Annotated in this window: 14 protein-coding genes; 8 read left to right on the forward strand and 6 right to left on the reverse strand. The window is 65.5% G+C overall.

The window, feature by feature from the left end:
• Positions 1 to 7: 7 nt before the first annotated feature.
• The 4 genes from RPPS3_RS19475 to RPPS3_RS19490 form a co-directional block, all read right to left on the reverse strand.
• Complete coding sequence (locus tag RPPS3_RS19475) at positions 8 to 814, reverse strand: FAD binding domain-containing protein (protein WP_107345536.1); 807 nt, start codon at positions 812 to 814, stop codon at positions 8 to 10.
• 76 nt (positions 815 to 890) lie between these two features.
• Positions 891 to 1,376 carry a (2Fe-2S)-binding protein gene (locus tag RPPS3_RS19480; RefSeq protein WP_107345537.1) on the reverse strand — a complete coding sequence of 162 codons (486 nt, stop codon included), beginning with the start codon at positions 1,374 to 1,376 and terminating at the stop codon, positions 891 to 893.
• Between the two features lie 174 nt (positions 1,377 to 1,550).
• Complete coding sequence (locus RPPS3_RS19485) at positions 1,551 to 2,015, reverse strand: CoxG family protein (protein WP_011159342.1); 465 nt, start codon at positions 2,013 to 2,015, stop codon at positions 1,551 to 1,553.
• A 194-nt stretch (positions 2,016 to 2,209) separates the two neighbouring features.
• Positions 2,210 to 2,737, reverse strand: a complete 528-nt coding sequence (locus tag RPPS3_RS19490; protein WP_107345538.1) for a hypothetical protein — start codon at positions 2,735 to 2,737, stop codon at positions 2,210 to 2,212.
• A gap of 326 nt (positions 2,738 to 3,063) precedes the next feature.
• Here RPPS3_RS19490 and RPPS3_RS24665 point away from each other — a divergent pair, with 326 nt between their 5' ends.
• From RPPS3_RS24665 to RPPS3_RS19520, 6 genes are all read left to right on the forward strand, one after another.
• Positions 3,064 to 3,552: a hypothetical protein gene (locus RPPS3_RS24665; protein WP_199852154.1), complete on the forward strand. Its 489-nt coding sequence runs from the start codon at positions 3,064 to 3,066 to the stop codon at positions 3,550 to 3,552.
• A 12-nt stretch (positions 3,553 to 3,564) separates the two neighbouring features.
• Positions 3,565 to 4,482 (forward strand): ABC transporter permease subunit, encoded by a 918-nt coding sequence (locus RPPS3_RS19500; RefSeq protein ID WP_107345540.1) that lies wholly within the window; start codon positions 3,565 to 3,567, stop codon positions 4,480 to 4,482.
• 12 nt (positions 4,483 to 4,494) lie between these two features.
• Positions 4,495 to 5,826, forward strand: coding sequence for a high-affinity branched-chain amino acid ABC transporter permease LivM (gene livM / locus RPPS3_RS19505; RefSeq protein ID WP_107345541.1), 1,332 nt, complete (start codon positions 4,495 to 4,497; stop codon positions 5,824 to 5,826).
• Complete coding sequence (locus RPPS3_RS19510; protein ID WP_107345542.1) at positions 5,823 to 6,659, forward strand: ABC transporter ATP-binding protein; 837 nt, start codon at positions 5,823 to 5,825, stop codon at positions 6,657 to 6,659. Before livM ends, RPPS3_RS19510 begins: the two co-directional genes overlap by 4 nt.
• A 136-nt stretch (positions 6,660 to 6,795) precedes the next feature.
• The gene (locus tag RPPS3_RS19515) at positions 6,796 to 7,536 is read left to right on the forward strand and encodes an ABC transporter ATP-binding protein (RefSeq protein ID WP_107345543.1); all 741 of its coding nucleotides are present in this window, start codon (positions 6,796 to 6,798) and stop codon (positions 7,534 to 7,536) included.
• A gap of 177 nt (positions 7,537 to 7,713) precedes the next feature.
• A complete protein-coding gene (locus tag RPPS3_RS19520) occupies positions 7,714 to 8,820 on the forward strand; it encodes a branched-chain amino acid ABC transporter substrate-binding protein (RefSeq protein ID WP_107345544.1) in 1,107 nt (368 codons plus the stop codon).
• Between the two features lie 295 nt (positions 8,821 to 9,115).
• On the opposite strand, the gene RPPS3_RS19525 is transcribed toward RPPS3_RS19520, so the two are convergent.
• The gene (locus RPPS3_RS19525) at positions 9,116 to 9,850 is read right to left on the reverse strand and encodes a cytochrome c biogenesis CcdA family protein (RefSeq protein WP_107345545.1); all 735 of its coding nucleotides are present in this window, start codon (positions 9,848 to 9,850) and stop codon (positions 9,116 to 9,118) included.
• Between the two features lie 146 nt (positions 9,851 to 9,996).
• On the opposite strand from RPPS3_RS19525, the gene RPPS3_RS19530 reads away from it, so the two are divergent.
• Positions 9,997 to 11,001 carry a P1 family peptidase gene (locus tag RPPS3_RS19530; protein ID WP_107346687.1) on the forward strand — a complete coding sequence of 335 codons (1,005 nt, stop codon included), beginning with the start codon at positions 9,997 to 9,999 and terminating at the stop codon, positions 10,999 to 11,001.
• 139 nt (positions 11,002 to 11,140) lie between these two features.
• On the opposite strand, the gene RPPS3_RS19535 is transcribed toward RPPS3_RS19530, so the two are convergent.
• The gene (locus tag RPPS3_RS19535; protein WP_107345546.1) at positions 11,141 to 11,908 is read right to left on the reverse strand and encodes an EF-hand domain-containing protein; all 768 of its coding nucleotides are present in this window, start codon (positions 11,906 to 11,908) and stop codon (positions 11,141 to 11,143) included.
• Positions 11,909 to 12,176: 268 nt separating this feature from the next.
• Here RPPS3_RS19535 and rpe point away from each other — a divergent pair, with 268 nt between their 5' ends.
• The gene (rpe, locus tag RPPS3_RS19540) at positions 12,177 to 12,875 is read left to right on the forward strand and encodes a ribulose-phosphate 3-epimerase (protein WP_107345547.1); all 699 of its coding nucleotides are present in this window, start codon (positions 12,177 to 12,179) and stop codon (positions 12,873 to 12,875) included.
• The last annotated feature ends 194 nt before the right edge of the window (positions 12,876 to 13,069 follow it).

Here is a 13,069-nt window from a genome sequence, read left to right on the forward strand (position 1 = left end):
TCCAGGCTCACGCCTTGCCGTTGGCGGCGTCGACCGCGCGCTTGGTCAGCACGCCGATCAGATGCGCCCGATATTCGGCGCTGCCGTGCAGGTCGCTGTTCAAGCCATCGGCCGAAACGTGCAGGCCGTCGATCGCCTTGGAATTGAACCGCGCCTTCAGCGCCTCTTCGAACGGAGTGACGCGGAACACGCCGTCCGCACCGGCGCCGGTGACCGCAACGCGGACGTCCGACGGACGGCGGGCGACGAACACGCCGACCAGCGCGTAGCGCGACGCCTGGTTGCGAAACTTGATGTAGGCGGCCTTCTTCGGCAGGGGAAACTGCACCTTGGTGATGATCTCGTCCGGCTCGAGCGCGGTCGAGTACATGCCCTGGAAGAACTCTTCGGCCTTCAGCTTGCGCTTGTTGGTGACCACGGTGGCGCCGAGCGCCAGCACGGCCGCCGGATAGTCCGCGGTCGGATCGTTATTGGCGAGCGAGCCGCCGATCGTGCCCTTGTGGCGCACCGCCGGATCGCCGATCAGCGACGCCAGTTCGGCGAGCGCCGGGATCGCCTCGCCGACGATCGCCGAGTTGGCGACTTCGGCGTGGGTCGCGGTGGCGCCGATCACCAGCGACCGGCCCTTCATCTCGATGCCGCTGAGGCCTTCGATATGCGACAGGTCGACCAGATGCGGCGGCGCCGCCAGGCGCTGCTTCATCACCGGCAGTAGCGTGTGGCCGCCCGCGATCAGCTTGGCGTCCTCGTTCTTCAGCAGCAGATTGGCGGCCTGGCGAACGGTCCCGGGGCGGTGATATTTGAATTCGTACATTGCGCTTCCCTGAGCTTCCTAACGTCTCGTTGGGCGTGCCGCGCGGCCTCGTTGAAGCGGGCCGGCGCAGTGCCGGTCAGCTGCGGTCGGAGTTCGCCATCGCCTTGGCGCCGGCCGCGATCGACACCACGATGTTCTGATAGCCGGTGCAGCGGCAGAGATTGCCTTCGAGCTCTTCGCGAATCGTCTCGTCGGAGAGGTCGTGGCCCTTGCGGTGCACCATGTCGACGGCCGTCATGATCATGCCCGGCGTGCAGAAGCCGCATTGCAGGCCGTGGTTCTCGCGGAAGGCTTCCTGCATCGGATGCAGCGGCGCGCCGTCGGCGGCGAGCCCTTCGATCGTCGTCACTTCGTGACCGTCGGCCATCACCGCCAGCGTGGTGCAGGACTTCACCGCCTTGCCGTCGAGATGCACGACGCAGGCGCCGCACTGCGAAGTATCGCAGCCGACATGCGTGCCGGTGAGCCGCAGGTTCTCGCGCAGAAACTGCACCAGCAGCGTGCGCGGATCGACGTTCGCGGTCACAGGGTTGCCATTGACGATCAGGGAAATCTTGGCCATCGGCCCTCTCTTCAATGCGCACCGCCGCGTTGCACGGCGATCATTCGTCTTTTAGTTGTGTTTCTTGAACCGATCTTACGGGGCAACCCCAGGATCGGCAACCGCGAACGGCTCGGGCTGCGCCGGAGCCGCGGCCGTGTAATGACATCCGCGTGATCGGGCGCCGCAGCGCCGTCAGGCCGCGCCGTTGCCGTTCTGCACGGCCTTGGAAAAGTTGGCGAAGAACTCGTCGGCGAGCTTCTTGGCAGAGCCGTTGATGAGTCGCTGGCCGAGCTGCGCTAGCTTGCCGCCGATATGCGCTTCGACATCGTAGGACAGCAGCGTGCCGCCATCCTTGTCGGACAGGCCAACCGTGGCACCGCCTTTGGCAAAGCCGGCAACGCCGCCCTCGCCTTCGCCGGTGATCTTGTAGCCGTTGGGGGGATCGAGATCGGACAGCGTGACCTTGCCCTTGAAGCGGGCCGATACCGGGCCGACTTTCAACTTCGCCACAGCGCGAAAACCGCTGTCGTCTTCGGTCTTTTCAAGCTCTTCGCACCCGGGAATGCAGACCTTCAGCACTTCCGGATCGTTGAGCTTGCTCCACACCAAATCTTTCGGCGCGTCCAACTGGACTTCGCCGTTCATCGTCATGGCCATGGATATTTCCTCCCGGATCGGCGGCCGCCTCGGACGGCGGCATTGCGACTACTTAAGCACGCCGGGCGGCAAAGAAAAAGTATCGCGACACCACCCCGAGCGATCGGCGGCGCTAGCAGTCGTGAGGCGGTGAGATAGGTAGCGCCCGGCCCTGGCGCCAGCGTCAAGCAAGCACGACAGCCGGATAAAAGCGATCAGGAGCGTTGCGCTGCAGCCGGATAGTTCGGTTCGAACGTCGCCGTGTCGGTGCTTGGTACAGCCGCTGATTGCGTCGATGGCTCGACCAGCATCAGAATCGCAGTGCCGAGAAACAGCAGCAATTCGGTGGCGTGCAGCCGCATCGCTTCGGGCTCGGCGACCTGCGAGGCCATCACCATGCTGGCGAACGAGATCACACTGCCCAGCGTCAGCGCGAACGCCAGCGCCTCGTTGCAGCCGCCGGAGAGACGGACCGAGCGCCGCGTCAGCAGCGCCGAGAACACCAGCAGGAAGCCGGCGACCGTCAGCTTGGCGAGCGCCAGCAGCCATGCCATCCGGATGGTCGCCATCGCGCTGAGATGCAGATGATCGCTGACGAAGATCGCCACCGAGATATTGGGCCGGTCGTACAGTGCGTGGATCGGGGTGACGAACAGCCGATACCCCACGATCAGCCAGGTCGGCGTGATGTAGGCCGCCAGCAGAACTCCGTTCACCGAACTGATCCGCCAATCCGTCTTCATCGCCGTGCCCCACCAGCCAGCACGCCGAATCCGACGGCGCGCGACCAAAGCTAACCCCAGGTTAACCATCAGCAGCAATGGAAAGGCTTTGTTAACCTTAACGGCGGGTAACGACTGTGGATGGCACTTTGGAGAGCCTTGGCTCGGCTTTTCGGCACGAAACTTGCGTCGGATTGCACGTGATGGCGGTTGAGACAAAACCTATCCAAACGCGGAAAGCCCCGCCGTGGGGCGGGGCTCCCTGCTGTCGCTTCGGCACGCAGCCGTCTGGAGAAAGCTGCGGCCGGGCGATCGTTAAGTTAGCGGCCTTGGCCGGACCCGCCGTGTTGGCCACCATGCTGTTGGCCGCCCTGCTGCCGGTCTTGACCCTGCCGGTTCGGATCCTGCTGCTGCTGACCCGGACGGGCACCGCCGCCCTGCTGCTGCTGGCCGGGGGACGTCTGGCTCGGAGTCGGCTTCTGCTGATTCTGATTCGACATCGATGGTCTCCTTCAGAGTGTCGCGCCCACACCGACAACAAGCATCATGCGCCCGCGGTTGCGCGGATCGGCGTGATCTTTGCGCGGCTTTTGCGCGGCAACATCGCGCCCGGTGGAACCCTGCAGGCCGCAGCCGCCGTCCACAGGGAAGAAGGTTGTAATCGGGCGCTGTTGCCGCGATCGCGACCCACTGTTAGAAAATTCCAAAGCGAAGCGACGTTCCGGCTGCCGGGGCCCTCGCCGCATCGTGTGTGCAATGCGAGCGCGATCTCCGCCGCGGGGCCGTTCGGATCGCAATCCACGACCCTACGAGTCCCACTCTTTCGAGTCCTCTGACGACGGCAGCGCATGGACTATTTCGCCCAGCAGCTCATCAACGGTCTCGTGCTCGGCTCGATCTACGGCCTGATCGCGATCGGCTACACGATGGTGTACGGCATCGTCGGCATGATCAATTTCGCCCATGGCGACATCTTCATGATCGGCGGCTTCATCGCGCTGATCAGCTTCCTGATCCTGGTGTCGTTCGGCCTCAGCTTCGTGCCGCTGATCCTTCTGGTGGTGCTGCTGGTGTCGATGGCGATCACCGCGCTGTACGGCTGGACGGTCGAGCGCATCGCCTACCGCCCGCTCAGGCATTCGTTCCGCCTCGCCCCGATGCTGTCGGCGATCGGCATGTCGTTCGTGCTGATGAACTACGCCCAGGTGTCGCAGGGCGCCCGCGTCAAGCCGGTGCCGCCGATCATCACCGGCGGCTACACGCTGCACGAGAGCGCCGACGGCTTCAACGTCCAGCTCTCCAACGTGCAGATCCTGGTGGTCGTCACCACCGTGGTGCTGCTCGGCATCTTCACCTGGCTGGTGGCCAAGACCCGGCTCGGCCGCGACATGCGCGCCTGCGAGCAGGATCAGACCATGGCGGCACTGCTCGGCGTCGACGTCGACCGCACCATCTCAATGACCTTCGTGATCGGCGCCGCGCTCGCCTCGGTCGCCGGCATGATGTACCTGCTGTATTATGGGCTGATCGACTTCTTCATGGGATTCATCGCCGGCATCAAGGCGTTCACCGCGGCCGTGCTCGGCGGCATCGGCTCGCTGCCCGGCGCGATGCTCGGCGGCCTGCTGATCGGCCTGATCGAGACCTTCTGGTCGGCCTATTTCTCGGTCGAGTACAAGGACGTTGCGGCGTTCTCGATCTTGATCATCGTGCTGATCTTCATGCCGACCGGCCTGCTGGGCCGGCCGGAAGTCGAAAAAGTCTGAGCGGGCGCCGACGTGGCAAAACTCGCGCACGCCGCTGCTGCCCCTGTCGCCGCCGCCACGGTCGGCGTCGGTTTCATCTTCAAGAAAGCCCTGATCAGCGCCCTCGTGGCGCTGGTTTTATTTTCGCTGATGATCGGTGTCCGCACCGAGGCCGGCCCTGAGGGCGGCCTGATCTACTGGACCCGGTTCGGCGATCTCGCCGGCATGGTCGGCGGCGTATTCGTCGGCTCGATCGTGGTCGAACTGCTGCGGATGTGGTGGGGCCCGGTCGACACCTCGAAGATGATGCCGGCCGGCGCGCGCAAGACACTCGGCCTCGCCGGCCGCATCGTCGCTCCGGCGCTGCTGATCTTCACCTTCCTGGTGCCGGTGATCTTCTACAATCAGCGCTACATTCTCGATCTCGGCATCCTGGTGCTGACCTATGTGATGCTCGGCTGGGGGCTGAACATCGTGGTCGGCCTCGCCGGCCTGCTCGATCTCGGCTACGTGGCGTTCTACGCGGTCGGCGCCTACTCCTATGCGCTGCTCGCCACCAATTTCGGCCTGTCGTTCTGGATCTGCCTGCCGCTCGCCGGCATCCTCGCCGCGTTCTGGGGCATGATCCTCGGCTTCCCGGTGCTGCGACTACGCGGCGATTATCTCGCGATCGTCACTCTCGCGTTCGGCGAAATCATCCGCCTCGTCATCATCAACTGGCAGACGCTGACCGGCGGCCCCAACGGCATCAGCGGCATTCCGCGCCCGACGCTGTTCGGCATTCCGCTGGCGCCGGGGCCGAACGGATTGGCGGCGCAGCTCGGCATTCCATTCTCGCCGACGCATCGCCTCGTCTTCCTGTTCTATCTGATCCTGATCCTGGCGCTGATCACCAACTGGGCGACCATTCGGCTGCGCCGGCTGCCGATCGGCCGCGCCTGGGAAGCGCTGCGCGAGGACGAAGTGGCCTGCCGCGCGCTCGGCATCAACACCACCACGACCAAGCTCACCGCCTTCGCCACCGGCGCGATGTTCGGCGGCTTTGCGGGTGCGTTCTTCGCAACCCGGCAGGGCTTCATCTCGCCGGAGTCCTTCACCTTCCAAGAGTCGGCGCTGGTGCTGGCGATCGTCGTGCTCGGCGGCATGGGCTCGCAGCTCGGCGTCGCGCTCGCCGCTGTAACGCTGATCGGCGGCTTCGAACTGTTCCGCGGCCTCGATCAGTTCCGCATGCTGGTGTTCGGCATGGCGATGGTGCTGCTGATGATCTGGCGGCCGCGCGGCCTGATCGGCCACCGCGCCCCGACCGTGTATCTCGACCACAAGCAGGCGATCTCGTCCGACCTCGTCAAGGAAGGCCACGGATGAGCGCGGACCAGAACATCCTGCGCGTCAGCGGCCTGAGCATGCGGTTCGGCGGCATTCTCGCCGTCAACGACCTGTCGTTCGCTGCGCACCGCGGCAAGATCACCGCGCTGATCGGCCCCAACGGCGCCGGCAAGACCACGGTGTTCAACTGCATCACCGGCTTCTACAGGCCGAGCGCCGGCGAGATCAGCCTGACGCATGATGGTGGCGAGACCCACCGGCTCGACCGGCTCAACGACTTCCGCATCACCAAGATCGCCAAGGTGGCCCGCACCTTCCAGAACATCCGGCTGTTCCCCGGCATGACGGCGCTGGAGAACCTGATGGTGGCGCAGCACAACGCGCTGATGCGCGCCTCCGGCCTCACCTTCCTCGGCCTGTTCGGCGCGCCGTCGTGGCGAGCGGCCGAGAAGCAGGCGATCGAACGCGCGACCTACTGGCTCGACCAGATCGGGCTGCGCAGCCGTGCCGACGATGCCGCCGGCAACCTGCCTTATGGCGATCAGCGCCGGCTGGAAATCGCGCGCGCGATGTGCACCGAGCCGGTGCTGCTGTGCCTCGATGAACCTGCAGCCGGCCTCAACGCGCGCGAGAGCGGCGAGCTCAGCCAACTGCTTCGCAAGATCCGCTCCGGCGGCACTTCGATCCTGCTGATCGAACACGACATGAGCGTGGTGATGGAAATCTCCGACCACGTCGTCGTGCTCGACCACGGCGTCAAGATCGCCGACGGCACCCCGCGCGAGATCCGCGACGACCCCCGCGTCATCGCTGCCTATCTGGGCGTCGAGGACGAAGAGGTCGAAAAGGTCGAGCAGGAGCTCGGGCTGTGAATTGCCTCCCCTCATATACTTTGTCATGGCCGGGCTTGACCCGGCCATCCACGCCCGCAGGCAAGGCTGTGCTTGTGTCCGTGGATGCCCGGGTCAAGCCCGGGCATGACGAAAGTGAGCGTGGCGAGGTCGCATCATGACCTCCACCGCCCCCCTGCTCAAAATCGAAAACCTCCGCGCCGCCTACGGCAAGATCGAGGCGCTGAAAGGTGTCGATCTCGAGATCGCGCCCGGCGAGATCGTCGCGCTGATCGGCGCCAATGGTGCCGGCAAGTCGACGCTGATGATGTCGATCTTCGGCAAGCCGCGCGCCAAGGCCGGCCGCATCGTGTTCGACGGCGTCGATATCACCGCGCGGCCGACACACCTGATCGCGCGGATGAGCATCGCGCAGTCGCCGGAGGGCCGCCGCATCTTCCCGCGGATGAGCGTCGCCGAAAATCTGCAGATGGGCGCCGATGCCGGAACCGGCAGCAACGAAGAACGCGCCGCCACGCTCGAACGCGTGCTGACGCTGTTTCCGCGGCTGCGTGAACGCTTCGACCAGCGCGGCGGCACGCTCTCGGGCGGCGAGCAGCAGATGCTGGCGATCGGCCGCGCACTGATGAGCCGGCCGCGACTGCTGCTGCTCGACGAGCCGTCGCTCGGCCTCGCGCCGCTGATCACCCGGCAGATCTTCGACGCGATCCGCACCCTGAACAAGCAGGACAGGCTCACCGTGCTGATCGTCGAGCAGAACGCCAACCACGCGCTGAAGCTGGCGCATCGCGGCTACGTGCTGGTCAACGGTCTGATCACCATGAGCGGGACCGGCGCCGATCTGTTGGCCCGGCCGGAAGTGCGAGCCGCGTATCTCGAAGGCGGCCGCGGCAGCTGAGGTAGTCCCTCCCCGCGCGCGCGAGTCCTGCGGCACAATGCGGCAACCGGGTGCCGCCGGCGCCGTATTTTGTCGATGACTTGTCGTAAAAATCAGCCAACAATGCCGGCCGGTTTGGCGCTTCGGGCCCGCCTGGGCGCGGCTTTTCGTTTGCAAATCCATCGCAAGGATTCATCGATGACACTCAAGCTTCTCGGTTTGGCATTCGGCGTCTCGTTGGCGCTCTCGACCACGGCGCTGGCGCAGGACATCAAGGTCTCGGTCGCCGGTCCGATGACCGGCGGCGAATCCGCGTTCGGCCGGCAGCTCAAGAACGGCGCCGAGCAGGCGGTGGTCGATCTCAACGCCAAGGGCGGTCTGCTCGGCAAGAAGCTGGTGCTCGACGTGGAAGACGATGCCTGCGATCCGAAGCAGGCGCGTTCGGTCGCCGAGAAGATTGCGGGCGACGGCATCCCGTTCGTTGCCGGTCACTTCTGCTCGTCGTCGTCGATCCCCGCGTCGGAAGCTTACGCCGACGGCAACGTGTTGCAGATCACGCCGGCCTCGACCAACCCGCTGTTCACCGAGCGCAAGCTGTGGAACGTGCTGCGCGTCTGCGGCCGTGACGATCAGCAGGGCCTGGTCGCCGCCGAGTACATCCTGAAGAACTACAAGGGCAAGAACGTCGCCATCCTCAACGACAAGACCACCTACGGCAAGGGTCTGGCCGACGAGACCAAGAAGGCGCTGAACAAGGCCGGCTTCCAGGAAAAGATGTTCGAGTCCTACAACAAGGGCGACAACGACTTTAACTCGATCGTGTCGCGGCTGAAGCGCGATGCCATCGATCTGGTGTATATCGGCGGTTATCACCGCGAGGCCGGCCTGATCCTGCGCCAGATGCGCGACCAGGGCCTCAGCACCGTGATGATGGCCGGCGACGCGATGAACGACAAGGAATTCGCCTCGATCACCGGCCCGCTCGCCGCAGGCACGCTGTTCACCTTCGGCCCCGACCCGCGCAACAAGCCGACCGCCAAGCAGATCGTCGAAACCTTCAAGGGCAAGGGCATCGATCCGGAAGGCTACACCCTCTACACCTACGCGGCGTTCCAGGTGTGGTCGCAGGCGGTCGAGAAGGCTAAGTCGACCGATCCGAAGAAGGTGATCGACACCATCAAGGCCGGCGAGTGGGACACCGTGCTCGGCAAGATGGCCTTCGACGCCAAGGGCGACATCAAGGCGATCGACTACGTCGTCTACAAATGGGACGCCAAGGGCGGCTACGCCGAGATCGGCAACTGAGCCGACTGATCGTTGCGCCGCGGCTCCCGCGGCGCTCACCATCACCCCGCCCACAAACAGTCACCGCCCGGCTTGACCGGGCGGCCCAGTATTCCAGAGCGTTCACGGTGATGAGCGCTCTGCGCATCCAACTTGATCCGCAAAAGCGCAGCCTCTGCTCCTCATGGTGAGGAGCATCGCGTCAGCGATGCGTCTCGAACCATGAGGCGACGCATCGTGCGCTGCCATCCTTCGAGACGCGGTCCTAACGGACCGCTCCTCAGGATGAGGCTAGCATCGCGGCTTCAGAGACGAACTACCCAATATTCCCCAGCGCCGGGAAGGTGTTCAGCAGCCAGATCGAGACGTCGCTGATGGCGCCGGTGAGGAAGCCGATGCCGGTGAGGACCATCAGGACGCCCATCACTCGCTCGACCGTGGCGAGGTGTTTCTTCATCCGCGCGAACAGGCCGGAGAACTGTTCGACCATCAGCGCGGCGAGCAGGAACGGCACGCCGAGGCCGAGCGAATACACCGCCAGCAGGCCGGCGCCCTTGGCCACCGTCGCTTCGGCCGCGGCCACCGACAGGATCGCAGCCAAGATCGGGCCGATGCACGGCGTCCAGCCGAACGCAAACGCAAGGCCCATCACGTAAGCGCCCCACAGCCCGACCGGCTTCGGGATCGGCAGGCGGCCTTCGCGCATCAGGATGTTGATCCGGGTCAAGCCGAGGAAGTGCAGGCCCATCAGGATGATCACCACGCCGGCGATGATCGCGAGCTGCGCCGAATAGGCGCGGATCAGGCTGCCGACCAGGCTGGCGCTGGCGCCGAGCGCGACGAACACGGTGGAGAAGCCGAGCACAAACACCGCCGCAGAGATCATCACCGCACGCTTCGACGTGCGCTCGGTCTCGTCGGCGGCGACGTGCTCGATGGTCGCACCGGTCAGATAGATCAGGTACGGCGGCACCAGCGGCAGCACGCAGGGTGACAGGAAGCTGACCAGACCGGCGATCAGGGCGGCAGGGATCGAGACGTCGTGGATCATGGCCGGCTACATGCACCCGCGCGTAAAGCCCATGCAAGCCGCTGCGTCATCGTTCCGCGCCTTGTGATCGCACCGTGAGGGATTGCTTCGACCAATTGTTTATGCCGACAATGGCGGCCCTCGCTCAGCTCTCGGACGGATCCATCTTGCACAACCTGATCACCGATGTCGCCGGCGTCCGCGTCGGCCATGCGCACGACCACAAGCTCGCGTCCGGCGTGACCGCGATCCTGTTCGACAAGCCCGCAGTCGCCTCGATCGACGTGCGCGGCGGCGGCCCGGGAATTCGCGATGGCGTGCTGTTGGAACCGGTGAACACCGTCGAGCAGGTCGACGGCTTCACGCTGTCGGGCGGCTCGGCGTTCGGCCTCGATGCCGGCGGCGGCGTACAGGCTTGGCTCGCCGAGCGCGGCCGCGGCTTTGCGATCGGCAACGCGACGATTCCGATCGTGCCCGGCGCGGTGGTGTTCGACATGATCAACGGGGGCGACAAGGCGTGGGGCCGGTTCTCGCCGTATCGCGATCTCGGCTACGCGGCCGCCGAAGCCGCCGGCGACAGCTTCGCGCTCGGCAGCGTCGGCGCCGGTCTCGGCGCCACCACCGCGACGCTGAAAGGCGGACTCGGCTCGGCGTCGGCGACAACACCTGGCGGCGTTACGGTGGGCGCCATCGCGGTAGTCAACGCGATCGGCAGTGCCACGATCGGCGACGGCCCGTGGTTCTGGTCGGCACCGTTCGAACAGGACGGTGAATTCGGCGGGCTCGGCATGCCGCAGCCGTTCACGCCGGACATGCTGAAGGTGCGGCTCAAGGGCGCAGCGACGCCGAGCGCGGTGGAGAACACCACGCTGGTCGCGGTCGTCACCGACGCGGCGCTGACCAAGACCCAGGTGAAGCGGCTGGCGATGCTGGCGCAGACCGGATTTGCCCGCGCGATCTATCCGGTGCATGCGCCGCTCGACGGCGACGTGGTGTTCGCTGCGGCAACCGGCGTCAAACCGGTCGAGCCGCTCGCAGGTCTCACCGAGCTCGGCACCATCGCGGCCAACACGGTGGCGCGGGCGATCGCGCGCGGCGTCTATGAGGCCACCGCGCTGCCGTTCAAGGACGCGCAGCCGGCGTGGCGCGATCGGTTCGGCTCGAAGCGATGATATGAGGCGGCAGCGCTGCGCCGTGCGATGTCGTCATCCGCAGGCCCATCGCGCCCACGTTGATCATCGTTCGGCTAGTCGGAGGAGATGATTGCCGGGTCCAGCCCGGCAATCCATCATCGGGACCAAGCGTCGGTGATCAGGCGCTGACCGACAGCGACTGGGCCGAGGCCGCCTGGATCTGCGACGCCTGGCGCTGGATCAGCTGCTCGACGAAATTGTACGACGAGGTCGCGCTGCTCGACGACGAGCCGGTCGCCGCCGATGTCATCGTCACCTTGCTGCCGTCGGAGTAGGTGACGGAGGTGGTCACGCTGCCGTCGGAATTGGTGACGCTGGTCGAGGACGAGCCGGACAGCGCCGGCAGCAGCGGATCGCTGCTGCCGCCACCGCTGTTGCCACCGTTCGCACCGCTGCCACCATGGGCGTGATGCCGACGGCCGCTCTTCAGCGCCGACGACATCTCGTCCATGCTGACCTTGCCGTCGTTGTTGGCGTCCATCTTGCTGAACACCTTGTCGGCATTGGCGACGTTGGTGCCGCCGGCGCCGAGCGCATTCTCGAACTCGCTCTTGGTGATCGAGCCGTCGCCGTCGGCGTCGATCTGTTTGAACAGATCCTTCAGCGCGGAGTCGCGCGTCTTCGAAGCGGTCGAGCTGGAGCTGGAGGTCGATTGCTGGCTCTGCGCGTCGAGCAGAGCCTGCATCGTCTCCTGCGACAGCCCACTCGACGGAAACGAGCCGGAGCCGCTGGTCGACAGGGTTGGGAACGACGACGTGCTCGTGCTGCTGCTCGAGCTGGCAAACGGGTTGGTGAAGCTGGTGCTCTGCGACGACGATTTCGACGTCGAGCTCAGCGTATTGAGCAGTCCGGACAGCGCGCCCAGCGCGCCAATGGCAGGCAGCATGATCGAAGCTCCGCATTACACCGCTGGCCGCGGCCGGCAACTACGCACGGATCATTCCAACCTTCGGATCAGCAATCGCCGTGCCAGCCGCGAAGCTCCCGTAAATGCTGGTGTTTTTCGCGTGCGCCGGGCCGGCGAGACGGCAATTTCTGCCCCATCCGGCACAACCTGCCGGGCCTGCGCGGCCCAGGCGCGCGCTCCGGATTTGCGGGGAACCGGCGCGGCGTGGTAGCGAAGCTGATCCACCCACACGCACCTGGAAGCCCTGATGTCCTCCTTCGCGCTCCGTCCGCTCGCCATTGCGCCCTCGATCCTCGCCTCGGATTTTTCCAAGCTCGGCGAAGAGGTCCGCGCGGTCGATACCGCCGGCTGCGACTGGATCCATCTCGACGTGATGGACGGCCATTTCGTCCCGAACATTTCCTACGGCCCGGACGTGATCAAGGCGATGCGGCCGCACACCAAGAAGGTGTTCGACGCCCATCTGATGATCGCGCCGTGCGATCCGTATCTGGAGGCCTTCGCCAAGGCCGGCTGCGACATCATCACCGTGCACGCCGAAGCCGGCCCGCATTTACACCGCTCGCTGCAGGCGATCCGCGGCCTCGGCAAGAAGGCCGGCGTCTCGCTCAATCCCGGCACGCACCCGAGCGCGATCGAATACGTGCTCGATGACATCGATCTGGTGCTGGTGATGTCGGTGAACCCCGGCTTCGGCGGCCAGGCGTTCATCCCGAGCGCGGTTCAGAAGATCAAGCAGATCCGCGCCATGGTGGCCGGCCGCCCGATCGACATCGAGGTCGACGGCGGCGTCTCCGACAAGGTCGCCGGCGAACTCGCCGCCGCCGGCGCCAACGCCTTCGTGGCCGGCTCCGCCGTGTTCAAGGGCGGCACGCTGGAAGCCTACAAGGCGAATATCGCCGGCATCCGCAACGCCGCGCTGCAGGCGCGGGGCGAGGCGGTTTAAAGACCGTTCAGACCAAAATCGTCGAAACTGACGACAGGCAGAATTGCGTAGCACCGTGCCAGGTGGGACTGATGATGTAGCACCACCTGAGACACTCCGCCTCCGTTTCGACTTACACGAGTGTCACTGCGTTCATCTAGCGACCGCTCGCTTACACCGCCGTCATTGCCGGGCTTGACCCGGCAATCCATCAC

It is taken from the genome of Rhodopseudomonas palustris (assembly GCF_003031265.1).
GTDB lineage: Bacteria > Pseudomonadota > Alphaproteobacteria > Rhizobiales > Xanthobacteraceae > Rhodopseudomonas > Rhodopseudomonas palustris_H.